This window comes from Mesorhizobium sp. (assembly GCF_004963255.1).
Lineage (GTDB): Bacteria > Pseudomonadota > Alphaproteobacteria > Rhizobiales > Rhizobiaceae > Mesorhizobium.
Window position 1 is genome coordinate 190934 of sequence record NZ_SUGA01000003.1, and the last position, 21717, is coordinate 212650.

General features: G+C 63.6%; 24 protein-coding genes. 7 read left to right on the top strand and 17 right to left on the bottom strand.

Going from position 1 to position 21717, the window contains the following annotated elements:
- Positions 1–185 precede the first annotated feature (185 nt).
- From E5X34_RS05685 to E5X34_RS05705, 5 genes are all read right to left on the bottom strand, one after another.
- A complete protein-coding gene (locus E5X34_RS05685; protein WP_292562114.1) occupies positions 186–1316 on the bottom strand; it encodes a substrate-binding protein in 1131 nt (376 codons plus the stop codon).
- Positions 1317–1399: 83 nt separating this feature from the next.
- Entirely contained in the window at positions 1400–1672 is a 273-nt protein-coding gene (locus E5X34_RS05690) for a hypothetical protein (RefSeq protein ID WP_027024197.1), read from the bottom strand.
- 91 nt (positions 1673–1763) lie between these two features.
- Positions 1764–3308, bottom strand: coding sequence for an HD domain-containing phosphohydrolase (locus E5X34_RS05695; protein WP_292562115.1), 1545 nt, complete (start codon positions 3306–3308; stop codon positions 1764–1766).
- Positions 3309–3515: 207 nt separating this feature from the next.
- Positions 3516–4079: an FMN reductase gene (gene msuE, locus E5X34_RS05700; RefSeq protein WP_292562117.1), complete on the bottom strand. Its 564-nt coding sequence runs from the start codon at positions 4077–4079 to the stop codon at positions 3516–3518.
- Positions 4080–4300: 221 nt separating this feature from the next.
- Positions 4301–5677, bottom strand: coding sequence for an aspartate aminotransferase family protein (locus E5X34_RS05705; RefSeq protein WP_292562379.1), 1377 nt, complete (start codon positions 5675–5677; stop codon positions 4301–4303).
- Between the two features lie 194 nt (positions 5678–5871).
- Here E5X34_RS05705 and E5X34_RS05710 point away from each other — a divergent pair, with 194 nt between their 5' ends.
- Positions 5872–6993, top strand: a complete 1122-nt coding sequence (locus E5X34_RS05710; protein WP_292562119.1) for an NAD(P)/FAD-dependent oxidoreductase — start codon at positions 5872–5874, stop codon at positions 6991–6993.
- Between the two features lie 35 nt (positions 6994–7028).
- Here E5X34_RS05710 and E5X34_RS05715 read toward each other — a convergent pair whose 3' ends face one another.
- A complete protein-coding gene (locus tag E5X34_RS05715; RefSeq protein ID WP_292562121.1) occupies positions 7029–7244 on the bottom strand; it encodes a KTSC domain-containing protein in 216 nt (71 codons plus the stop codon).
- 99 nt (positions 7245–7343) lie between these two features.
- Between E5X34_RS05715 and E5X34_RS05720 the strand changes: the two genes are divergently transcribed.
- Positions 7344–7961: an alpha-ketoglutarate-dependent dioxygenase AlkB gene (locus E5X34_RS05720; protein WP_292562123.1), complete on the top strand. Its 618-nt coding sequence runs from the start codon at positions 7344–7346 to the stop codon at positions 7959–7961.
- 90 nt (positions 7962–8051) lie between these two features.
- Here E5X34_RS05720 and E5X34_RS05725 read toward each other — a convergent pair whose 3' ends face one another.
- The gene (locus tag E5X34_RS05725) at positions 8052–8477 is read right to left on the bottom strand and encodes a cupin domain-containing protein (protein ID WP_292562124.1); all 426 of its coding nucleotides are present in this window, start codon (positions 8475–8477) and stop codon (positions 8052–8054) included.
- A 51-nt stretch (positions 8478–8528) separates the two neighbouring features.
- Positions 8529–9281 (bottom strand): SDR family oxidoreductase, encoded by a 753-nt coding sequence (locus E5X34_RS05730; protein WP_292562125.1) that lies wholly within the window; start codon positions 9279–9281, stop codon positions 8529–8531.
- A 213-nt stretch (positions 9282–9494) separates the two neighbouring features.
- Between E5X34_RS05730 and E5X34_RS05735 the strand changes: the two genes are divergently transcribed.
- On the top strand, positions 9495–10484 hold the full coding sequence (locus E5X34_RS05735; RefSeq protein ID WP_292562127.1) for a mechanosensitive ion channel domain-containing protein: 990 nt from the start codon (positions 9495–9497) through the stop codon (positions 10482–10484).
- Here E5X34_RS05735 and E5X34_RS05740 read toward each other — a convergent pair.
- Entirely contained in the window at positions 10467–10955 is a 489-nt protein-coding gene (locus tag E5X34_RS05740; RefSeq protein WP_292315495.1) for an Rrf2 family transcriptional regulator, read from the bottom strand. The two genes, E5X34_RS05735 and E5X34_RS05740, sit on opposite strands and share 18 nt — an antisense overlap.
- Positions 10956–11114: 159 nt before the next feature.
- Here E5X34_RS05740 and E5X34_RS05745 point away from each other — a divergent pair, with 159 nt between their 5' ends.
- Together E5X34_RS05745 and E5X34_RS05750 are read left to right on the top strand one after the other, a co-directional pair.
- Positions 11115–11510 (top strand): hypothetical protein, encoded by a 396-nt coding sequence (locus E5X34_RS05745; RefSeq protein WP_292562129.1) that lies wholly within the window; start codon positions 11115–11117, stop codon positions 11508–11510.
- Positions 11511–11577: 67 nt separating this feature from the next.
- Complete coding sequence (locus E5X34_RS05750) at positions 11578–12768, top strand: NADH-quinone oxidoreductase subunit D (RefSeq protein ID WP_292562131.1); 1191 nt, start codon at positions 11578–11580, stop codon at positions 12766–12768.
- A gap of 82 nt (positions 12769–12850) precedes the next feature.
- Here E5X34_RS05750 and E5X34_RS05755 read toward each other — a convergent pair whose 3' ends face one another.
- The gene (locus E5X34_RS05755) at positions 12851–13285 is read right to left on the bottom strand and encodes a hypothetical protein (protein ID WP_292562134.1); all 435 of its coding nucleotides are present in this window, start codon (positions 13283–13285) and stop codon (positions 12851–12853) included.
- A gap of 289 nt (positions 13286–13574) precedes the next feature.
- Between E5X34_RS05755 and E5X34_RS05760 the strand changes: the two genes are divergently transcribed.
- The gene (locus E5X34_RS05760) at positions 13575–13757 is read left to right on the top strand and encodes a hypothetical protein (protein WP_292562136.1); all 183 of its coding nucleotides are present in this window, start codon (positions 13575–13577) and stop codon (positions 13755–13757) included.
- Positions 13758–13799: 42 nt separating this feature from the next.
- Here E5X34_RS05760 and E5X34_RS05765 read toward each other — a convergent pair whose 3' ends face one another.
- The 7 genes from E5X34_RS05765 to E5X34_RS05795 are packed head-to-tail and all read right to left on the bottom strand — an operon-like array spanning position 13800 to position 20076.
- Positions 13800–14591, bottom strand: a complete 792-nt coding sequence (locus E5X34_RS05765) for an SIS domain-containing protein (RefSeq protein WP_292562138.1) — start codon at positions 14589–14591, stop codon at positions 13800–13802.
- A gap of 22 nt (positions 14592–14613) precedes the next feature.
- The gene (locus E5X34_RS05770) at positions 14614–15381 is read right to left on the bottom strand and encodes a GntR family transcriptional regulator (RefSeq protein ID WP_292562140.1); all 768 of its coding nucleotides are present in this window, start codon (positions 15379–15381) and stop codon (positions 14614–14616) included.
- Complete coding sequence (locus tag E5X34_RS05775) at positions 15378–16250, bottom strand: ROK family protein (protein ID WP_292562142.1); 873 nt, start codon at positions 16248–16250, stop codon at positions 15378–15380. Before E5X34_RS05775 ends, E5X34_RS05770 begins: the two co-directional genes overlap by 4 nt.
- Entirely contained in the window at positions 16247–16987 is a 741-nt protein-coding gene (locus tag E5X34_RS05780) for a PIG-L family deacetylase (protein ID WP_292562144.1), read from the bottom strand. The genes E5X34_RS05775 and E5X34_RS05780 overlap by 4 nt, the downstream gene beginning before the upstream one ends.
- Positions 16984–17823 (bottom strand): carbohydrate ABC transporter permease, encoded by an 840-nt coding sequence (locus tag E5X34_RS05785; protein WP_292562146.1) that lies wholly within the window; start codon positions 17821–17823, stop codon positions 16984–16986. Before E5X34_RS05785 ends, E5X34_RS05780 begins: the two co-directional genes overlap by 4 nt.
- A complete protein-coding gene (locus tag E5X34_RS05790) occupies positions 17820–18752 on the bottom strand; it encodes a sugar ABC transporter permease (RefSeq protein ID WP_292562148.1) in 933 nt (310 codons plus the stop codon). The genes E5X34_RS05785 and E5X34_RS05790 overlap by 4 nt, the downstream gene beginning before the upstream one ends.
- Positions 18753–18804: 52 nt before the next feature.
- The gene (locus E5X34_RS05795) at positions 18805–20076 is read right to left on the bottom strand and encodes an extracellular solute-binding protein (protein WP_292562150.1); all 1272 of its coding nucleotides are present in this window, start codon (positions 20074–20076) and stop codon (positions 18805–18807) included.
- A gap of 325 nt (positions 20077–20401) precedes the next feature.
- On the opposite strand from E5X34_RS05795, the gene E5X34_RS05800 reads away from it, so the two are divergent.
- Positions 20402–21694 (top strand): extracellular solute-binding protein, encoded by a 1293-nt coding sequence (locus tag E5X34_RS05800; protein WP_292562152.1) that lies wholly within the window; start codon positions 20402–20404, stop codon positions 21692–21694.
- Positions 21695–21717: the final 23 nt, after the last annotated feature.

A 21717-nucleotide genomic window follows, 5' to 3' on the forward strand; every position in this document is an offset into this window, starting at 1 on the left:
CGCGATATGTAGGGGGCAGACCCGCCCGGGGTCCGACCGGCAAGCCTGCGATTTGGCCTTTTTGAAGGACACGGAGGCGCAGGCCATGGTCAACGAATCCATCGTTCGTTCTTGTCAGTGCGACGGAGATGGCGGGGCACCATGTGGCTGCCCCCGCCAGAAAGATCAGCAATCGGCGCTTCAAGTCACCCTGCGTTCCTGAATTGGAAGCCGCTGAGCACTTGCTCGTTGGGATCGATCGGACCCAGATTCTTGACGATCCGGAATCGATTGTTCTGTGCCTGCGCGATGTACATGTTCATGCGAACATGGTGTTGTCCGGGAACCATCTCGGCCGGACCGCCTGGGCCTTCGGCGATCCGCACGTGATCGAGCGCCTGTATAACCGCATCTCGCTCGACACTGCCTGCTTCCTTCACCGCAGCTTCCCACATCTTGATTGCCCGGTAGTGGCCGGTGCACCCGCTGCCCGCGGTCAAGGTGGCGCCGCCTGGGAACCGCTCGCTATAGCGGCGCAAGAGCGCGCGGCCTAACGGTTCGTCGAGTTCCTGGTAGTAGTCGAGGCAGCTGTAGAGGCCCTCGATCTGCTCGGACGGCACCAGATTGAAGAAGTTCTCGTCGAAGTAAGTGCAGACGATTCTGCCGCCGCGTTTGCCGAAACCGGCCTTGTGCAGTTCTTCGAGGAATGGCGTCAGGCCCGGCGGGACAATGGTGTTGAAGACCACGTCGGTGCCGCTTGCCATGATCTGCTGCACCGTCCGCCGGAAATCGACGGTGTCGAGCGGGAAATACTCCTCACCGACGATCTCGCCGCCATTGGCGTGCACCGCCCGACTGGCGGCCTTATTGAGCAGATGCGGCCAGATGTAGTCAGCCGACGGCAGATAGAACCGCTTCGCCCCGGTGCTCTTCATCAGCCATGGGATCAGCGGGTCGACCTGCTGCGCGGGCACGGGGCCCGTGCAGAAGATCAGGGGATCATTTTCCTGTCCCTCATACTGCTCGGTATAGATGTAGAGCGTCCTGCCCCGCGTGACCGCCTCGCTTTTGATGGCCAGGCGGGTCGAACTGTAGATACCGCCGACGACCACATCGACCTTGTCGATGTCGACCAGTTTCGCGGCCTTTGCCTTGGCGACACTGTCGGTAGTCTCGCCATCCTCGATGACGAGTTCCACCGGCCGGCCGAGGAGGCCGCCTGTGGCATTGATATCGTCGACGAGCATCGTGGTGAGGTTGGCGTTTGCGATGCCCATGAAAGACAATGGGCCTGTCAGTTCGGCGATGAGGCCGACCTTGATGGGGTTCGGATCCATTTGAAATCTCCGATTACCGGTTTCGTGTTCTGGATTTTGCCGGACGCGCCGCCGCCGACGGCAGGCGACGCGCGGCGCGGACCTCAGGCCTCGTAGTGGCCGAGCAGCAGTGCCGCCTGCGGCTTGCCGACATGGCCGGCTTCCTGCAGGATCGCCGGCACCTCCGGATCCGACACGAAATTCTTCCAGCCCTCGGCGTCCCAATCGAAGATCGCCCAGACGCGGTCCGGTTCGCTCGGGTCGCGGAACACGGTTGCGCCGTTCGAGCCGTGCAGCCGGCGCTTGTCGGCGCCCTTGGTCGAAAAGATGCGGATGAAGTGGTCGACGTCCGCCACCTTGGTCGTTGCGAGAAGCATCGGATTACCCTCCTGTCGGTCGCGGCCACCATTGGTCCGTCGACAGGAGCACGATGCGCGCCTCGCAGCAGGCGCACATGGGGTGAATTCCCTATGCCGGCATTTCGCCCGGCCGTACAAGGCCATGCTCGACCGCGTAGAGCGCGGCCGCGCCACGCGTGCCCACGCCGATCTTGGCATAGAGTGCCTGGATGTGATGGTCCGCGGTCTTGGGCGAGATATCCAGCTTCCGAGCCACTTCCTTCGCCGTAAGCCCAGCGGCGATCAGGCGCAGCACCTCGATTTCGCGCGGCGTCATGCCGGCCAGCGCCTGCGGCAATGCCCGGCGCGACTGCTGCCCGGCGAATGACAACACGGCTTCGGCGGCGTCGGGGCAGATACAGCCGTCACGAACAGCCGCGCGCAGCTGTGCCGCCGCCGCCTCGCTGGACAGCGCCTTGCGGTGCGGACGCTCCTCGCGTGACGTTTGGAAGGCTTCGGCAGCGGCCAAGATCCTCGCCGCCGGAGAGAGGTCGGAGCCGCCGACCTTGCGGTGATATCCCGAACCATCCAAGCATTCGTGATGACGCGACACGAGCGCGCCCATCGCATCGCCGTCATGGCCGAAGGAAGCCAGCGCCCGCTCCCCGTAATAGGCATGCAGTCGCGCCGCGTCGCGCTCGCGCACCGACAGCGGGCCGTTGCGCATCCAGGTCGCCACAGGCACTACGAGCTCTCCGATGTCATGGATGCAGCCCGACCAGCGCAGCGCGCGGACATCGGCGGCGGGCAGACCGATCCTTGCTCCAGCGCCCGCGGCCAGCTCCGACACCATCCGCGAATGGCCCTGCGTGAATGGCATGCGCATGTCGATCATGTCGGCGATGGCGAGGAACGCCTCGTCGCAAGCCCCTTCGTCCAGCGTCACCGGCGGATCCGGCTCCAGCGCTAGAATCGTCTCGCGGTCGATCGTCGCGCCGATACCCCGCATCAGCGTCGCGGCGTTGGCCGAGACGAGCCGGGCCAGATCGGCTTCGTATGGGCCGTCGGCACGACTGGCGATGGTGTCGGCCATCCCGTCGATGCCGACGGCATCGCTGAGCGCGATCGCATCCTGCGCCAGTGTGATCAGGCGCACGGCGGGCAGGACCTCCTCGCCGCTCAGTCCACGCGGCAGGCCCTTGCCGTCCCAGCGCTCGTAGATCTGTCCGAGATTGCGCCGGATCTCGTCGGACAGGCCGAGCCGCTCGCCGATCCGCTGGGCAACCTCGCAATGCGCCGTCAGAACCGGGCGCGCCACGGCGAGCGCCTGCGACATCGCGGCCTCGAACGCCTTGGCCTGCGCGTCAGGTGCGAGATCATAATAGAACCGCTTGAAGGCCTGCACGAAGACCCTGCCCAGTTCCGCACGGTTACCCATGTCGAGACCGACAAGATCCTGGCGAAGCGCGATTTCGTCGCCGAAGAGACCCGAGAGAAGGTCGGTGTCCGCGTTGCAGCCGACATAACGCAGCATGGATTGGTGATAGGCATTGCGCCGAACCTGCTCCGAAACGCCAGCAAGCTCGGCGATCCGCATTGCCAGCACGCAGGATTTCAGCGCGAAGTCGCGGGAATGGCCTGTCGCGAGATCCGAGGCATAAGCGAGGACCATCATGAAGTCTGCTCGGCGTATCGAGACTTCTGTCATCGCACACCCTCAGCCAGGTTATGCCAACTCGGCGCACCAAAATGGTCAAACGTCGACAATGTCTCAGCTTGAAATTTCCGACGTGGACAAACCAGCCTTGACGAGACCTCTTATACCAGCAACTCCTAATGTAGGTAAGCGTTTGATTTCCTCGCGGATAACAGCCGCTTTCGGCTATTCGGCCGCGACCCGCTGACCGCCAGCGCGGCGCAACAGCGCATAACCCGCCTCTTCGACCGCCTGCGCGGCGCGTTTGCGGATCGCTTCGGACACGAGAACGCCATCGGCGAAATCCTTGTCCGTCGCATAAACCCCTGTCGGCAAGGCAAGAGCCTCGAAGAATCCGAACAGCGGCCGAAGCTGATGCTCGACGATCAGCGCGTGCCGTTCGCCGCCGCCGGTGGCGAGCAGCAGCACCGGCTTGCCCCTGAGCGCGGACGGATCGAGCAGGTCGAAGAAGTGCTTGAACAGGCCCGTATAGCTGCCCTTGTAGGTCGGTGATCCGACCACCAGCACATCGGCGTTGACGACCTTGTCGAGGACGTCGCGGCCCTGCTGATCGAGATCGCGCGCCCATTTGGCGCTGCCGAGCGAGGCGCCGACATCCTCGATGTCATAGGTGCTCGCCGACAGATTATTGCGAGCCGCGATATCCCTGACGACATGCTCGACGAAGCCGCGCGTCTTCGACGGCCGTGTGAAATTTCCGGAGAAACCGACAACGGTTGGATTGGGCATGCTGCGGCACTCTCTCGGTATGTCGACACCAAATGTCTAATATCTATAAATTTTATAGACTCCGACCCGCCTTTGAAGGAACCGTCGACCCTTGCAGGGCTTGGCCCCGAACAATTTTTCCATGGATCGAACAGATTATGGATACCGACGGCGAGACACGCATAGGCAGCTTGCCGATCAGCAGGGGAAAAGGACGCCAGGACTCGGGCGCCATCCTCTCTTCAGCCCTGCGGATGAACCTGCGGCAGGGCGGCGGCGAGCGATCGCTCGAACGCATCGACTACCGTGTCGATCTGGGTCTCGGTGATGATCAGCGGCGGACAGAAGGCGATCGCATCGCCCATGTTGCGCGAGATCACGCCATTCTGCTGCAGGAAGCCGTTGACCAGCGCGCCGAGCGCCGCCGGCTTGCCCCAGGGCGCCTTCGTCGCCTTGTCGGCGACGAGCTCGACGGCGGCGATGAGGCCGACGCCGCGCACCTCGCCCACCAGCGGATGCGAGGCAAGCTTGCGCAGCCTTGCCTGCAGATGCGCGCCGACCTTGCGCGCATTGCCGACGAGGTCGCGCTCCTCGATCAGCTTGATGTTCTCCAGCGCGACCGCCGCGGCGACCGGATGACCGCCGCCGGTGAAGCCGTGACCGAAAGTGCCGATGCGGTTGCTCTCGTCGGCGATCGGCTCGAACACATGATCGTTGATGAGCAGCGCCGAGATCGGCAGATAGGAGGAGGAAATCTGCTTCGACAGCACCATGATGTCTGGCCTGATGCCGAAGGTCTGCGAGCCGAACATTTCGCCGGTGCGGCCGAAACCGCAGATCACCTCGTCGGCCACCAGCAGGATGCCGTATTTCGACAGCACCGCCTGGATCTTCTCCCAATAGTCGGCGGGCGGGACGACGACGCCGCCGGCGCCCATGATCGGCTCGCCGATGAAGGCGGCGATCGTTTCAGGCCCCTCGGCAAGGATGAGCTTTTCCAGCTCGTCTGCGAGCCGGGCGGAAAGCTGTTCCTCGCTTTCGCCGGGCTCCGCGTCGCGCCAGTGATGCGGCGTCGACGTGTGCAGGATGTTGGCGATCGGCAGATCGAAGGAGAGATGGTTGTTGGGCAGACCGGTCAGGCTCGCCGAGGCGATGGTGACGCCATGATAGCCGCGCTTGCGGCTGATGATCTTCTTGCGCGCCGGCTGTCCGAGCGCATTCGAGCGATACCAGATCATCTTGATCGCGGTATCGTTGGCCTCGGAGCCGGAATTGGTGAAATAGGCTTTGCTCATCGGCACCGGCGCCATCTGCACCAGCTTCTCGGCCAGGTCGATCAGCGGCGCATGCGCCTTCGAGCCGAAGTCGTGATAAAAGGGCAGCTTCGACATCTGTCTTGTCGCGGCTTCGACCAGCCGCTTTTCCGAGAAACCGACGGCGACGCTCCACAAGCCCGCCATCGCCTCGATGTAGCGATTGCCGGCAATGTCCTCGACATAGACGCCATCGCCCTTTTCGATGACCAGCGGACCTGTTTCCTGGTGCTTGCGGGCGTTGGTGTAGCCATGCATGTGGTAGCGGATATCGCGGGCTTCGGGGGAATTCGGTCGGGGGTCCATCATGGTGGGTCCTGTCTGGGGGTCCAAAGCGGAAATAGAACGAGATTCCTCGTTGAGAAATCCGAAAGTTCCGCGTTGCATTGTCACGGCTGATGCGTCATCGCGAAGGCTGATCGCAAGAGCCGCGAAGCCGGTATCGATAGCGCCAACAAGCCGCGACCGTCGCGGAACTGATGGCGCAGCAGGGTTAGCACATGGAACAAGTCGACTGCATTATCGCCGGCGCAGGCGTGATTGGTCTGGCGGTCGCGCGCGCATTGGCCGCCAAAGGTCTCGACACGCTTGTCCTCGAAGCCGCGGATGCCATCGGCACCGAGACGAGCTCGCGCAATTCGGAAGTCATCCATGCCGGGATCTATTATCCGCAAGGGTCGCTGAAGGCCCGGCTCTGCGTCGCTGGCCGCGACATGCTCTATCGATACTGTGCGGAACGCGCGATCCCGAATCGCCGCGCAGGCAAGCTGATCGTCGCGACCGACGAGGCCCAGGACCCCGTGCTTGCCACGATCCAGGCTGGCGCCGCTGCCTGCGGCGTCGACGATTTACGCTTCGTCTCCGCCGCCGAAGCGCAAGCCCTGGAGCCGGCGCTTCACTGCACCATGGCGCTGCTTTCGCCGTCCACTGGCATCATCGACAGCCACGCGCTCATGCTCGGGCTGCTCGGCGACGCCGAGGACAGCGGCGCGACGCTGTCGCTCAACACCCGCATCGTCTCGGGCCGCGTCGAGCCGAGCAGGATCGTGGTGCGGACGATGGACGCGGCGAGCGGCGAGCAGTTCGAGATCGCCGCACCGCGCCTTGTCAATGCTGCCGGCCTGGGCGCCGTCGCCCTGGCAGGCTCGCTCGAAGGGTTCGGCCGGCAATTCCTGCCAACGCTTCGCTACGCCAAGGGCAATTATTTCTCGGTTGCCGGGCGCGCCCCCTTTTCACATCTTATCTATCCCGTGCCTGAGCCCGGCGGGCTCGGCGTCCATCTTACGCTCGATCTTGCGGGCGCAGCACGCTTCGGACCGGACGTCGAGTGGACGGACACGATCGACTATCGCGTCGATCCGGCGCGCGGCGAGCGCTTCTATGCCGCGATCCGCAGATATTGGCCTGATCTGCCCGATGGCAGCCTGCAGGCGGCCTATAGCGGCATCCGGCCGAAGCTCTCCGGCCCAGGCGACGCCAACAGCGATTTCGTTATCCAGGATGCCGCAACGCATGGCATCGACGGCCTCGTCAATTTGTTCGGCATCGAAAGCCCCGGCCTGACTGCCAGCCTGGCGATAGCCGAGCATGTGATGTGCATCGTCGCGCCCAAGACGGGCTGACGGCGCCGCGACGTCAAGACGCGGCGCCCTCGCACTCAATGCCGGCGCCCATGTCCAACGAGGCGGTATCTGAAGCGATCGCGCACGAATTCGTTGAAGAATTGGCCTTTAGAGAAAGCTGCCTTGAAGGCCATGTAGAGCTCGGGTTCCACATCCTCATAGTCGTAGCGGTCGCCGCTCGGAACGAACCACACCGAAAGGACTCGCCGCGACGGATCGTAGTGAATGTTCTGGATTGCGGTGGAAGGCATGGCCGGCATCCTGCTTCCATCCTAACCCTTCACGCATCCCCAGGTTCCGCGGGCCGGGAGCGGCCTTGCACACGTGCTCCGATCGCCTATCTGAGCCGCATGTCATCAGCCAAACGCCCGACCAAGGAGAGCGCCTGCCAGGGCGATCTCTTTGGCGCGCCCGGACGCGCGCTGCCCGCAAGCCTGCCCGAGGGCTTCTCCTACAAGCCGGACCTGATCACCCGCGACGAAGAGCACGAACTGGTCAGCCACATCGAGGGCCTGCCTTTCAAGCCATTCGATTTTCACGGCCATCTTGCCAACAGGCAGGTCGTCGGCTTCGGCCTGCGCTACGACTATGAGCGCCGCCAAGTGCTCGAAGCGCCGCCCATTCCGGATTTCATGCTGCCGCTGCGCGCCAAGGTCGCCGAATTCGCGGGCGTCGCGGCGAGCGAATTCGCGCAGCTGCTGATCAACGAATATCGCCCAGGCGCTGGCATAGGCTGGCACAAGGATAAGCCGCATTTCGAGCTGGTCGCTGGCGTTTCCCTGCTGGCGCCCTGCAGCTTCCGGCTGCGCTGCAAGAGCGGCGCGGCATGGGACCGTGAAACGATCGAGGTCGAGCCAAGGTCCGTCTATCTCATGGCCGGCCCGGCGCGAAACGAGTGGGAACACTCCATCCCGCCCGTCGAACAACACCGGTACTCCGTGACCTTCCGGACAATGCGCGTCGGCTGAAGGGCCAGGCGTCCAGATGATCCGCTATCGCGCCAAAAACAGAAATGGAGCGGCTCACCGTTTCACTGAAGCGATGAACCGCGTCGGCCCTTATTTCTTGATCGGAAACGTCAGTTCCTGTTGGGAAGTGTCGACGACGAAGACGGCCAGCAGCTTTGCCGGTTTCGTTTTGCTGGCATTTTCGCTGACGCCATGGCGGTCGCCGGGCATTTCCGAAAAGCTCTCGCCGGCCTTGTAGACTGTAACGGGACCGTCATTGACCTGGCTGCGGATCTCGCCTTCCAGCACGGTGGCGTAGATGAAGGCGGACTGGGGATGCGTGTGGCCCTCGGAGAAGCCGCCGGGAGCATATTCGACGAGAACGCCTTTCATGCTCTTGCCGGGCACATTCGGCAGCTCATGGTCGTAGACCAGGGTGACCTTTGCGCCTTTGCCGCCGCCGGGGGTGTCGTTGGCGAAAGCCAAAGCGGGCAGAAACGCCGCGAGAATTGCGGCGGCAGCGAGTGACTTGATCATTTCGATTGTCCTTTCACGGTTGGATGCCGCCGGATGAAGGGCGGCGGGCGGTCATTTTTTTGGCTGGGCAGCGAACCACTGATCGAAACCGACGCGGCCGATGCGGGGATGGTCGTCGGAAACGAGCGAGCCGTCCTGCAGTCTGGTTCCGAAGTACCGCGCTTCCGGATCGGCTATGACGGTGCGCGTGTCGCCGATCGCCTTGAGGTAGCGGGCGACAAAATCGCACAGCCGCAGGCGCTCCGGACCAGATATCTCGACGATGCCGTTGACCGGCGCGGCAAGAGCGGCGTCCGTCACGAAGTCAGCGACGTCGTCGGAAGCGATCGGCTGAAGGTAGCCCGTCGACAGGCGCGTCGTATCGCCGATCGTGCCTTCCTTGGCGATGCCGCCTAGAAACTCGAAGAACTGAGTGGAACGCACGATCGTATAGGGAATGCCGCCTTCCCGGATGATCTTTTCTTGACCGACCTTGGCGCGAAGATAGCCGCTGTCGGGCAATCGGTCCGTCCCGATGATGGACAGCGCGACGTGATGTTTGACGCCAGCGGCCTTTTCGGCGGCAATCAGGTTCCTCTCCGACGTCTGGAAAAATTCGAGCACGGCCTTGTGCTCGAATGAAGGAGAATTTGCGAGGTCGACAACCACCTCGGCCCCGGTCAACACAGCAGCCAGTCCCTCGCCGGTAATGGTGTTGACGCCGGTGTTGGGCGAGGCCGCAATCACCTCGTGACCGCGCTTGCGCAGGCGTTCTGCGGTCTTGGAACCGATCAGGCCGGTTCCCCCGATGATGACAATTTTCATGTGATGACTCCGTTTGCGCCGCTCTTGCGGCACGCTCCTTGTTCGATGGTTCGTCAGGGCGAGCGGCCTGATCGGTCGATCATAACCAGCCTTTCCTTTATTAAGGATATCAGATATCCTTAAGGATGGATAATATCCTTAATTGCCGAAGTGTAAAGCCCCTCTGTGTTGAGCGGCGCGCTTCGAGCTTGAGCAGTTTCAGCAGAGGGTTCGATGCCGCTTGTCCTGACCAACATCCTCGGAATCGCGGGTATCGTCGTCTGGCACCTCCAGGGCAGCAGCCGCCCGACAGGTCGGCTGATCGTCCAGATCCTTTTCTTTGTCGGGATGAGTTCGGTGCTCTATCTGGGCGGCATCTCTCCGCAGCATGTCGACGACACCGAGCTGCGGGGCTTCGTCGCGCTGCTCGCCAAATCGGCCATGATCCTGTGGTGGACGCACCTGGCATGGACGACTATTGGCCTCGTCCACTTCTTGCTGATGCTCAAGCGCGGGCCGCGGGAAGCGCATCTCGTCCAGGATATGGCCGTCGGCGTCATCTATCCCGGCGTGGCGCTATCCATCATAGGCTTCGTTTTCGGCGTGCCGGTCGGCACTTTGGTCGCAACCTCGGGCATCGTCGCGATCGTATTCGGCCTCGCCTTGCAAAACACTTTGGGCGATGTCTTCTCGGGCATCGCGCTGACGCTTGGCAGGACTTATGCGATAGGCGACTGGATCCAGTTGAAGGATGGCGCGGAAGGCCGTGTCATCGAAACCAATTGGCGCTCCGCCAAACTGCTCACCGCGCAGTATAATGTCGTGGTGGTGCCGAACAGCGTGCTGGCCAGGCAAGCGGTGACCAATCTCAGCCGTCCCGACGACACGCGCCAGATCACATTGGGCGTGCGCATCGCCCTCGCAACGCCGACTTTTGTCGAACAGGTGATGTGGTCCGTGCTTGATGGCAGCGCGCGGATCGTCAAAGACCCGCCGCCATTTGTTGTTTTGAAAACGATCGATGCGGTCGCGATCGAAGTCGACTTGCTGTTCCGCATCACAGACCCCGCCGATTGGGCAACGGCCCGCAACGAAATCATCGGCCTCCTCTACAGCCACTGCAAGGCAAAAGGCCTTTCGTTCGCCGCACCGGCGGAAAGCCTCGTCTTCAACATGGCCGCGATGGCTCAGGGTATCGATGCGCGTTCATCCAGCGCGGCCTAACACCCACGCGAAAGTGTCCTTCCAGAGCTTTGCGGGGGTTTCCCGCACGAGCATGCGCTCGAGATCCGAGAGTGTGACGCTGCGCAGTTTTTCACGCCAGGCTTCGTCGGCCTCCCACATGATGCGCGCGACGGCGCACGGACCGCTGTAGCAATAGTCGTCGGGCAGGCAAGGATTGTTCGTGCGGATATTGTTGCACACGAAGGTGCGCGTCTCGCCTTCCACTGCCTCGACGATGTCCAGGAAAGTCACCTGCCCTGGCGACTTTGCAAGGCGGTATCCGCCCGATGGACCCAGGGTCGTATCGACGAGCCCCGCCTGCGACAGGCTCTGCAATGCCTTGGAGAGATATTCTTTCGGAAGTCCATGGAGTTCCGCCAGCGCCTTGGTGGACAGATAGCGCCCCTCAGGCAGACCGGAGAGAATGGCGCAGCAATGCAGCGCCCATTCAACCTGGCTTTTCAAAATCATAGTCTTTTCCGGGAACGACCGATCACCGCATATTAAGGATAAATAATATCCCTATTATAGCACTGTGTAAACATCGAGGGCGTAAGAGGACTGCGATGGGGGAACCATCACCGGGCCCCGGGGTTGTGTCGTCAGATTTCGAGATCGAAAGGAAAGACGATGCGCACCTTGACGATGGTCCTGGCGCTGTCGGCAATTGCATTGGCGCAGCCCGTTTCTGCTCAACGCGCCGATCCGCAGCCGCCGCAAGCCCCGCCTCCTGCTCAGGAGCCTATCCCGCACCAGCCGCAGCCCGGCCAGGACGATGCCGCCCAGAACGTCACCAATATCGTGGTGGTGGCGATCGAGGACCTGCCTTCGGAAGTGAAGGCGCAGGCGGAGGCCGTGGTCACCAGGACGACGGCAAAGGAGTTGGCCAAGCTGCAGAACTCGGTCGACGCCTCGCCGGAGGCAACGTCGGTCCTGCATGCGAACGGGCTGAATTCCTCGCAGGTCGTCGCCGCCAACATCGACGGTGACGGCACGCTGACGCTGATCATCCAGACGACGGCCTGACCTTTGGGGGCATGACCCGGCCGAACGGCCGCCGTCGCCTTCGATCCTCACTCTTGCGGAGGTCGCCATGACCGAAGCCGCAGTTCGCAACTTCACCCTGAATTTCGGGCCGCAGCACCCGTCCGCGCATGGCGTGCTGCGGCTGGTGCTGGAATTGGACGGCGAGATCGTCGACCGCGCCGATCCGCATATCGGCCTGCTCCATCGCGGCACCGAGAAGCTGATCGAGTACAAGAACTACCTGCAGGCGCTGCCCTATTTCGACCGGCTCGACTATGTCGCGCCGATGAACCAGGAGCATGCCTTCTGCCTTGCCGCCGAAAAGCTGCTGGAAATATCGGTTCCCCGGCGCGGGCAACTCATCCGCGTGCTGTTTTGCGAGATCGGCCGGTTGCTCTCGCATCTTCTCAACGTCACCACGCAGGCCATGGATATCGGCGCCCTGACCCCGCCCCTCTGGGGTTTCGCCGAACGCGAGAAGCTGATGGTGTTTTATGAACGCGCATCCGGCGCCCGCATGCACGCGAATTATTTCCGCGTCGGCGGCGTGCACCAGGATCTGCCGGAGCAGCTCCTGGACGACATCTGGAATTTCTGCGATCCGTTTCTGAAGGTCTGCGACAATCTCGAAGGCCTGCTTACCGACAACCGCATTTTCAAGCAGCGCAACGTCGATATCGGCGCGATTTCGCTCGATGACGCCTGGGCTCTGGGTTTCTCCGGCCCGATGGTGCGCGGCTCGGGCGCCGCCTGGGACCTGCGCAAGGCGCAGCCCTATGAATGCTATCCCGAGATGGAGTTCGATATCCCGGTCGGCAAGAACGGCGACTGCTACGACCGCTATCTGGTACGCATGGAGGAGATGCGCCAGTCGGTGCGCATCATGCGGCAGTGCCTGGAGAAGCTGCGCTCAGCCGATGGCCAGGGCCCGGTCGCGGTGGCCAATCAGAAGATCACGCCGCCGCCGCGCGCCACCATGAAGCGCTCCATGGAAGCGACCATCCATCATTTCAAGCTTTATACCGAAGGCCACCGCGTGCCGCGTGGCGAGGTCTATGCCGCGGTTGAGGCGCCGAAGGGCGAGTTCGGCGTCTATCTGGTCTCCGACGGCGGCAACATTCCCTATCGCTGCAAGATACGCGCGCCATCCTTCGCCCATCTGCAGGCGATGGATTTCCTGTCGCGCGGGCACATGGTGGCGGATGTCGCGGCGATCATCGGTTCGCTCGACATCGTCTTCGGCGAGATCGACCGCTAGCGCAACGAGGGCGGAGAACTCGCCAGGTCTCCGTTACTCCTATCAAGATCTCGAACCAATGCCCCGGTGCGCAGGTGCACGCCTAGTGCATGAACACAGCTCTCAGCCACGCAAGGATGCCCGCACCCGGAGAGACCGCCGCGCGCACGCGCGATGCCGCCCAGCGTGCCGGCATGTTGGCGCCGACATGGCAATGGCAGACAACCTCATGCAGTTGCCAGTCGCTCATCTCGAAGAAGCGCTTGGCTTCGCCATACGTGTCATCCTGCAGGCCCTGCGCACGGAAGATCGGATCTTCGAATGCGACGGTGATCGCCGATCCGTCGGTGCGCATTCTTTCACGCACGTCGGGTGGAGCGTATTCGGTGCCCGCCAACGCCGTGAGGCGGCGGCTGGGGCTTTGTTCGAGAAGTTGCGCCCAGCGCTCAAGGCGCTGGCCCCGATTGGCGATGAGAGCCGGTGCTTCGGCCTGAACGTCAGCAACGGCGTTGATTTGGTCAAGGGTTTGGTGCTTCACGGCCGTCTCCTGTATCGACAGATGATCACCCGCCCACACTGGGAACTAAGGCGCCGCCCAACGCCGGCAAGGGCCGAAAGGGACCCGCGGAATCATTTGATCGTTCTCGCGGCGCGATCGTGTGGGAACCATCCGCTGGCGCGGCCGTTCTGCCAGCTTGCGCCGCCGATCGCTCCTGACGAAACCGTCTGAATACGGCGATCGCCTTCATCATTTCAGGTCGGGCAGGACATCCCGCTTGTCGGGATCGCGCAGAGCCTGGCAAGGCGCCGAGCGGAAGGAAAAAGCGATGGCCATTCTCCCCAATCCGGACCCGTCTCCAACGCTGGTGCCGACGCCTCCGCCCATCCCGGAACCCAAGCCGTTGCGCGAGCCGGATCCGGATCGGCTTCCCGATGAGGCGCCGATCCCCAATCCCGATGAGAATGACGCGCCGCCCAAGCATTCCACGCCCAGGCGGCGCAAGTATTGACCCCGTTGCGGGAGGCGCGCCGAACGCACCTCCCGAGCATCGTCATTCTCCGCGCATCGTCGCCTGGAAGGTCGGCAGATGCTTCTTCTGCGCCTCGATCATGCGCTCGCGGTAGACGCCGTAGATGACGTCCGTGTCGTGCAGCGTGACGCCCGCGATGGTCGGCGAGGCGAAGACCGGCAGCTCGATGCCGCGCTTCGACAATTGCTCGGCCGTGCGCGCCAAGAGCTCATGCGCCATGATCATCGCCAGCACCGTCGACGAGCCCGCCACCGGACGGCTCCAGCCTTCGACCGGCACGACCGCATCCTCGATCGGCGAGCAGGTGTCGATGACGAGGTCGGCGGCATCCGCCAGCCTTTTGCCGGAGGAATGCGTGGCCGGCTTGTCGAGATTGTTCTTGCTGGTGACGGCAACGACGAAGATGCCGCGCTTCTTGGCGTAGAGCGCCGTGTCGATGCCCGACGAATTGCGGCCGCTATGACCGAAGATGATGATGGAATCGCCCTTGTTCAGCGGCTGATGGTCCAAGAACTTCTCGGCATATTTTTCGGTCCGCTCCAGCCACAACAGCTCGCGCACGCCGCCGGCGCCGAGCACATTGTGCCACATCACACGCGGGTCGGTCAGCGGGTTGAAGCCGACGAAGCTGCCATAGCGCGGGAACATCTCCTGCGCCGGCAGCACCGAATGGCCCGAGCCGTAGAGATGCACCAGCCCGCCATTTTGCAGCGTGTCGGCGAAACGGCTCGCAGCCTGGCCGAAGGCTTCGGCATTCGCCTTTGAAGCCTGTTCGAGAAGAGCCGTGAGGCGTGGGATGTAGAGATCGGACACTTTGGTACTCCTGTTGATCGTGTCAGCTTCTGGTGTTTGGGAGGCGGCCGGCGCGCAGCGTCGAGCGGATCTCGTAGCGGTCGCCGCGCATGACCGAGACGGTGAATTCGAACGGTCCGCGCTCGTCGATGGTGATGCGTTCGACGACGAAGGCGGGACTGCCCGCAGGCAGCTCGAGCAGCTCGGCGTCGGCCGCGCTGACCGCGCCGACGCGGTAATTCTCGCGCGCCTCGACCGGCACGATGCCGTATTGCCGCTCCAGCGCCTCGTAGAGCGAGCCCTTGAGCAGGCCGGCATCGAGGAAGCCCGGCACGCGCGCCGCCGCCAGTTGCGCCGTCTGGATGCCGATCGGCTCGTTGTTGCCGAGCCGCAGCCGCCGGATCCGCACGATGGGATCGCCCTCCTCGATCTCCAGCGCGCCGGCCGCCGCCGCATTGGCAATCGTCAGGCTGCAGTCGAGCAGGCGCGAGCCGGCGACCACGCCGATATTGCCCATCTCCTGGGTGAAGGAGGTGAGCTCGCGCGTGCCTGCAACCAGCGTGGCCGAGCGCACGAAAGTGCCCCGTCCGTGCTCGCGCCTGAGCAGCCCGCCTTCCTCCAGATTGCGCAACGCGTGGCGCAGGGTGATGCGGCTGACGCCGAACAGCGCGCAGAGCCGGTCCTCGGCCGGGATCTGTTCGCCGGTCGCCCACTCGCCGCTCTTGACGATGGCGCGGATCGCCTCCTCGACCTGGTACCAGAGCGGCTCCGGCCGCCTGCGGTCCGGCTGCTGAAAGCTCGTTTCGCTCATCGGATCTGCCTCCACCCGCTTCCCGCCTGCCCGGCAAGCGCAGCACCCACCAGGCCGGCGCGCGAGCCGAATTTTCCAGGCATGAGTTCGATGCCGCGCAGATGCGGCGGCACTTGACGCCTGAGCGCCCCAAGCAGCGGCGGCGCGATCACATCCAGCGCATCCGCCAGGCCGCCCGAGACCAGGATGACGCCCGGATCGAGCAGCCCCACCGCGCCAGCAAGCGCGACGCCCAGCCGTCGCGCGGTCTCCTCGACGACGGCAAGCGCGGCGGGTTGCCCGGCGCGGGCGGCGGCAATCAACTCGCCGCCATTCGCGAGCCCGACCTCGCTGGCAAGCGCGTCGAGCGCGCGTCCCGAGGCGACGCGCTCCAGCCAGCCGCTGCGTTCATCGCCCTGATCCTCGGCATCGGCGCACGCCCAGCCGAAGGAGCAGGCGCCGCCATGCGCGCCGGCGACGATGCGGCCATTGGCCAGCACCGCCGAACCGATGCCTGTGCCGATGGCCAGCAGGATCGCGTCGGAAACACCCTTGGCCGCACCCTCGGCCGCTTCCGCCAGAAGCGCGACCTGCGCGTCATTGCCGATCGCGACCCGCAAGTCAGGAAACAAGGCCTGAATGTCGACACCATCGAGCCAGGGCAGGTTCGGGATCCAACGGCAGACCGACCCTTCGGTGAGGCCCGGCACGGCAAGCCCGAGCGCTTTGGCTTCACCCGCGACGGCAAGCGCGCGAACGCGCGCGGCGAACGCGTCAGGAGTGCTCGGCGCCGGCTCGCGGACCTGCGGGGCAAGAGCGACGACATCGCCGGTGTGGAGCGCGGCACGCAGATTGGTGCCGCCGAGATCGATGGCAAGGACCCGTGTCATGTCTGTCGGCTCCGATCGACGGGCGGCGCGAACAACCCGCTGCCGGCATTCCAGGAATGCGAGGCCGCCGCGAAGGCCTGCGCATGGCGCGTGCCGCGCAGGCAGCCGCGCAGCCTGTAGAGCGCGCTGTAATAGTCGACATAAGGAAAGCTGCTTAAACCTCGCGCCAGCTCATACTCCATCACCGCCTCGTGCCAGGCGTCGAAACCGGCGCTGACGTCGACGAGATGCTCGGGGCGAAAGCCTTCATCGTCCTCCCAGTTCTCGCCGAAGAGCAGGAGCTGCGGCGTATGCGCGGGTTGGGCTCGCTTCAGCGTCGGCAGCGCCGAGAAGAAGATGCCGGTCTGGGTGAGATGCGCGGCAGCGCGATGGTCCTTGTGCCAGCTGCCGTGCCAGTGGGTGATGACGACCTCGGGCCGCACCTCGCGGATTACGTCGCAAACCTGCAGGGCGGTCGCGTTGTCGTTGGGCAGGAAGGCGTCGCGCAGCTTCATGTTGCGCATGGCGACGCCGAGCCGCGCGGCCGCCTTTTGCGCCTCGTCCTCCTTCTGTCCCGAATAATGCTCCGGGATCAGGCAGGGATGGCCCTGCTCGCCCATCGACAGATGCAGGAAGGTGACCTGGGCGCCGCCCTTGACGGCAGCCGCCGCCAGCGGCCCGGCGATGACCTCGGCGTCGAAGGCATGCGCCCCGACGACCAGGATCGAGCGCGCGGCATAGACCTTGTCCTCGATCATTTCATGCCTCCCCCGGCGCCGACGCCCTCGCGAATCTGGCGCGCCAGCAAACAATACATGATCAGGATCGGCGCCATGGAAATCGCCAGCGACGCGAACACCAGGCCCCAATCGGTGCGGAACTGCCCGACGAACACGCTGATGGCCAGCGGCACTGTCTTGTAGCGGTCGTCGAAGATGAAGATCAGCGGGAAGAAGAAATCGTTCCACACCGCGATCGCCGTGAAGATGGCGACGATCGAAACCGCCGGCTTCACCATCGGCAGCACGATCTGAAACAGGATGCGCGTCTCGCCGGCGCCGTCCATGCGCGCCGCCTCTTCGAGCTCGGCGGGCAGAACGCGCATGAAATTGGCGAAGATGAAGACGGCGAAGGGAATGCGGATCGCCGAATAGACGAGAATCAGCCCGGTGAGCGAATCGAGCAGCCCGAGGCTGCGCATCAGCGTGAACAGCTCAACCGAGGCCAGCCTGATCGGCAGCATGATGCCGGACAGGAAGAGGCCGAGCATGATGCCGTTCCAGCCGAGCTTGTAGCGGCTGAGCGGATAGGCGGCCATCGCCGAGACGACGATCGTGAGGATCACCGCGCCGCCGGTGACGATCAGGCTGTTGATGAAATTGTGGCCGAGATCGGCGCGCGTCCAGGCGCGCACGAAATTGTCGAGGGCCCAGCTCTGCGGCAGGCCGAGCCGGTTGTCGTAGATCTCCGCCGTCGTCTTGAAGCAGGAGACGACGAGGATGTAGAGCGGCAAGAGCACCGCCGCCGTCCACACCAGCAATATCGTCCAGCCGGGCAACCGCGCCAAACGGTGCGGAATAGCAACCGCGCTCATAGCTCCACCGTCCGCTTGTCGAAGAAGCGCAGCATCAACAGCGTGCCGATGCTGAGGATCAGGAACAGCATGGTGCCGAGCGCCAGCGCCAGCCCGATATCGGTGATGCCGACCGCGCCCTCGGCGCCGAAGGCGAGACGGTAGAAATAGGTCACCAGCGTGTCGGTCGCGTAGCTCGGATTGCCTTGCACGCCCTGCATCACATAGACGATGTCGAACTGGTTGAAGGTGTTGATGAAGGAGAGCGTCGTCAGCGTGCCGAGCGCCGGCATCAGCAAGGGCAACGCTATCGCATAGAGCATGCGCGCATTGCCGGCGCCGTCAAGCTTTGCCGCCTCGAACACCTGCGGCGAGATCTGCCTTAGGCCCGCCGTATAGATCAGCACCGGCAGGCCCATCCAGTTCCAGGCGTCGACGGCGATCAGCATGCCGAGCGCGGTATGGCTGTTGCCGAGCACGGTCAGGCTGCCCTGATGCAGGCCAAGCCCGTTCAGCGCCCACTCGACGATGCCGCCGGGCGCGAGCAGCAGCCGCCACAGCGCGCCGACGATGACCGGGCTGAGCACAGCGGGGAAGAAGAACACCGACTGGAAGAAGGCGGCGCCCCTGCCGCGCAGGAAAAGCAGCCAGGCGAACAACAGGCCGAGCCCGTTCTGCAGCAGCATGATGCCGAAGAACCATGCCACATTGTGCCAGAGCGCGCCGTATAGCCGCGCGCCGCTCGGGAACACGAACAGCCGCGAGAAGTTCGCCAACCCGGCGAACTCCTGCATGCGCAGCCCCTTCCAGGTGAAGAAGCTGCCCCACAGCGACATGAGCAGCGGATAGAGCACGAACAGCCCGTAGATGGCCAAAGCCGGCAGGATAAACAGCACCGCCATGCGCTGCTGCGTGCGCTGAAGGCTGGTCGTGCGGCGGAACTTGGTCATGCGCTGCTCGGTGGAAGTGGACTGCCGGCCACGTCGCGACCGGCAGCCTGCCTTACTGCTTGGGTTTGAACCAGGTGGCGACCGCGGCCTCCATGTCGGCCGCCAGCTTCTCCGGCGCGACGTTGCCTTCGACCATGTCGATGATCTCAGACTGCAGCACCGACGACGCGGTCGGCGTCTGCCAGCGGAAACCGACCAGCGTGAGATACGGCGTCGAGTTCTTTGCCATCTCCATCATCTTGGACAGAACCGGATCCTTCACCGTGACGTCGGTGCGCGCCGGTGGCCAGCCGAGCTCGTCGGCGAAGGCCTGCGCGAATTCGGCCGAGGCCATGTAGTTCAGCACCTTGGTCGCCGCTTCCTTGTTCTGGCTTTCCGAGACCAGACCGTAGGAGCCGTCCGAGAAGGCCGAGGTGTAGAGCTTGGTCGAGGCGTCGTCGGCCGGGAACGGGAAGATCGAGAATTTCAGCTTCGGGTTCTGCGACTTGAAGCTGCCATTCTCGAACGAGCCGCCGAAGAACATCGCCGCCTTGCCGCCGATGAATTGCTGCGTCGCGGTGGTATAGTCGATGCCGGCGAAGCCGTCGGAATAGTAAGGCTTCAGCTCGGCGAAGCGCTTCAGCGCCGCGATATAGCGCGGGTCTTCGAATGTGGCCTTGCCGCTCATCATCTCGTCATAGAAGCCGGGACCGTAGAGCGTCGGCCCGATGACGCCAACGCCGATCTCCAGCTCCCAGGCCGAGCCGTTGGCGCCGCCATTGGCGATCGGCGTGATGCCCGCCGCCTTCAACTTTTCGCAGGCGGCGACGAAATCCTTGTAGGTCTTCGGGATCTCGATGCCTTGCGCCGAGAAGATGTCTTCATTGTAGAAGACGCCCATCATCGGCACCGAATAGGGCACGCCGTAGAGCTTGCCGTCGGCGCGGCCGCGTGCACCACCGAGCGCCGCATCGGGCATGTTCTTCAATTCCGCCACGCTGTCGTCGAGCGCGTCGAGATAGCCGCCGTCGATGAAGGGCTGTAACTCGCCATAGGCCTTGAGCTGCGCGATATCGGGACCGCGCCCGCCGCGCAATGCCGTGCTCAGGCGGTTCTGGTAGTCGGCGTCGGGCGTGAACTGGATGTCGACCTTGATATCCGGGTTCTTCTTCTCGAAGGCCTCGAAGATGCGGTGCATGGCGGCCTCGTCTTCGGTGCGCCAGCTCCACAGCGTCACCGTCGAGTCGGCGCGGGCCGGCAGCGTCGTAAGGATACCCACACCGGCAGCAGCGAGGCCGCCGATCAGGCCAAGCGCGGCGCGCCGGTGTATGGAAAGCATGCTCATTGCCAGTTCTCCCATTTGTCTCTGTTTTGAAGCTCGCATCGCAGCAGCCCGGAAGCGTTCGTCTGCTTTACCGCAAAGTCATTATAACGACATGATGCCCTTCGCAAGAGCCGCGAAGACGTCGACAACCATTGGTCGATCGGAAACCCGGCACGGGGATTTATGTTAAATTGTTGATTTTTATATATTATCTTGACAAGACCGGTATCGTCCAGGCTTTTCGACCGACAAACAGGATCCAAGCATTCACGCGGAGGGGCTTGCGCCTTTGCTCAAACTTGTCATAACGTCGTTGCTCTTGTCGCAGCTTGTGTGGAGGATGCCGATGTCGCTTGCCTGGATCTCGAAGCTGACGCTTGCCGCGGGGCTCGTCGCGCTGCCCGCGACCGGCTGGGCGCAATCGGTCAACATCTCCTATCTGACGCATTGGTCGCCTGAGACGGTGGCGCTGCTCGAGGCGGCGGCCAAGGATTTTTCCAGGCAGAATCCCGATGTCGCCGTCACCGTGCGCGCGGTTCCTTTCGGCGATCTCTTGACCACGCTGCGCTCGCAGGGCGGCTCCTCCGATGGTCCGACGATCGGCGGCATCTATGATCTGTGGCTGCCGGAACTGGCCAGGGACAAGCTCGTCGCCCCTGCCCCCGATGCTGTTGCCAGCGAGGTGAAGAGTGCCTGGCCGGCCGGCGTCGTCAGCGCCGCTTCCGTCGGCGGCACGCTTTACGGCATCCCGAACGAGATCGACGTCTACGCGCTGAACTACAACAAGGAACTGTTCAAGGCGGCAGGCATTGCCGCGCCGCCCAAGACCTGGGTCGAATTCAAGGATGCCGCCGCCAAGCTGACCGACAAGGACAAGGGCCAGCAGGGCTTCGGCATGATCAACTCATGGGCGGCGGGCGTGGTCCATCCTTTCGCCTCGCTGCTCGTCTCCAATGGTGGCAACCTGGTCAAGGATGGCAAGCCGGCGCTGGACAGTCCCCAGGCCGGCGAGACCTTCGCGCTCTATGAAGACTTGATAAAGTCCGGCGCGAGCATTCCGGCGATGGCGACGGCGGACGCCAACACAACCGGTCCGTTCCTCGACAATTTCGTCTCCGGCAAGACCGGCATGATCATCATGGCCAATTGGTGGGAAAGCGCGCTCAAGACCGGCATGGGCGACAAGTTCGCAAACATCGCCACCGCGCCGATCCCGGTCGGCCCGAGCGGCGACAAGCCGCATTCGATCTCCTATTCCTGGATGACCGTGGTCAACGCCAAGGCCGGCGACGCCGAGCAGAAGGCGGCCTGGGAATTCCTCGCCTGGCTGAACAGCCCGAAATCGGGCAAGAACGGCGCTTCGGCCATGTCGGACATTTTGATGTCGATGGGCATCCTGCCGTCGCGGACCTCCGACATCGAAGCGCATAAGGATAAGCTCGGCTCGGATTTCCTCTCCGGCTATGTCTCGGTGTTGGCAGACGCACGGCCCTTCCCCGTCGTGCTCGGCGGTCAGGAGTTCTCGGAATCCCTGCAGCAGACGCTCGAGGCGTTGCAGTATGGCCAGGTCTCGGCCAAGGATGCGCAGGCGAACGCGCAGGCCGACGCCACGTCGATCCTGGAGCGCGCCGCCAAGTAAAGTTCGGGTCGCTGACCGGAAGC

Bases quoted from the DNA above. Each gene is read 5' to 3' on its own strand.
- E5X34_RS05685 (WP_292562114.1), bottom strand. From the start codon at position 1,316: ATGGATCCGAACCCCATCAAGGTCGGCCTCATCGCCGAACTGACAGGC.
- E5X34_RS05690 (WP_027024197.1), bottom strand. From the start codon at position 1,672: ATGCTTCTCGCAACGACCAAGGTGGCGGACGTCGACCACTTCATCCGC.
- E5X34_RS05695 (WP_292562115.1), bottom strand. From the start codon at position 3,308: ATGATGGTCCTCGCTTATGCCTCGGATCTCGCGACAGGCCATTCCCGC.
- msuE (WP_292562117.1), bottom strand. From the start codon at position 4,079: ATGCCCAATCCAACCGTTGTCGGTTTCTCCGGAAATTTCACACGGCCG.
- E5X34_RS05705 (WP_292562379.1), bottom strand. From the start codon at position 5,677: ATGGACCCCCGACCGAATTCCCCCGAAGCCCGCGATATCCGCTACCAC.
- E5X34_RS05710 (WP_292562119.1), top strand. From the start codon at position 5,872: ATGGAACAAGTCGACTGCATTATCGCCGGCGCAGGCGTGATTGGTCTG.
- E5X34_RS05715 (WP_292562121.1), bottom strand. From the start codon at position 7,244: ATGCCTTCCACCGCAATCCAGAACATTCACTACGATCCGTCGCGGCGA.
- E5X34_RS05720 (WP_292562123.1), top strand. From the start codon at position 7,344: ATGTCATCAGCCAAACGCCCGACCAAGGAGAGCGCCTGCCAGGGCGAT.
- E5X34_RS05725 (WP_292562124.1), bottom strand. From the start codon at position 8,477: ATGATCAAGTCACTCGCTGCCGCCGCAATTCTCGCGGCGTTTCTGCCC.
- E5X34_RS05730 (WP_292562125.1), bottom strand. From the start codon at position 9,281: ATGAAAATTGTCATCATCGGGGGAACCGGCCTGATCGGTTCCAAGACC.
- E5X34_RS05735 (WP_292562127.1), top strand. From the start codon at position 9,495: ATGCCGCTTGTCCTGACCAACATCCTCGGAATCGCGGGTATCGTCGTC.
- E5X34_RS05740 (WP_292315495.1), bottom strand. From the start codon at position 10,955: ATGATTTTGAAAAGCCAGGTTGAATGGGCGCTGCATTGCTGCGCCATT.
- E5X34_RS05745 (WP_292562129.1), top strand. From the start codon at position 11,115: ATGCGCACCTTGACGATGGTCCTGGCGCTGTCGGCAATTGCATTGGCG.
- E5X34_RS05750 (WP_292562131.1), top strand. From the start codon at position 11,578: ATGACCGAAGCCGCAGTTCGCAACTTCACCCTGAATTTCGGGCCGCAG.
- E5X34_RS05760 (WP_292562136.1), top strand. From the start codon at position 13,575: ATGGCCATTCTCCCCAATCCGGACCCGTCTCCAACGCTGGTGCCGACG.
- E5X34_RS05770 (WP_292562140.1), bottom strand. From the start codon at position 15,381: ATGAGCGAAACGAGCTTTCAGCAGCCGGACCGCAGGCGGCCGGAGCCG.
- E5X34_RS05775 (WP_292562142.1), bottom strand. From the start codon at position 16,250: ATGACACGGGTCCTTGCCATCGATCTCGGCGGCACCAATCTGCGTGCC.
- E5X34_RS05780 (WP_292562144.1), bottom strand. From the start codon at position 16,987: ATGATCGAGGACAAGGTCTATGCCGCGCGCTCGATCCTGGTCGTCGGG.
- E5X34_RS05785 (WP_292562146.1), bottom strand. From the start codon at position 17,823: ATGAGCGCGGTTGCTATTCCGCACCGTTTGGCGCGGTTGCCCGGCTGG.
- E5X34_RS05790 (WP_292562148.1), bottom strand. From the start codon at position 18,752: ATGACCAAGTTCCGCCGCACGACCAGCCTTCAGCGCACGCAGCAGCGC.
- E5X34_RS05795 (WP_292562150.1), bottom strand. From the start codon at position 20,076: ATGAGCATGCTTTCCATACACCGGCGCGCCGCGCTTGGCCTGATCGGC.
- E5X34_RS05800 (WP_292562152.1), top strand. From the start codon at position 20,402: ATGTCGCTTGCCTGGATCTCGAAGCTGACGCTTGCCGCGGGGCTCGTC.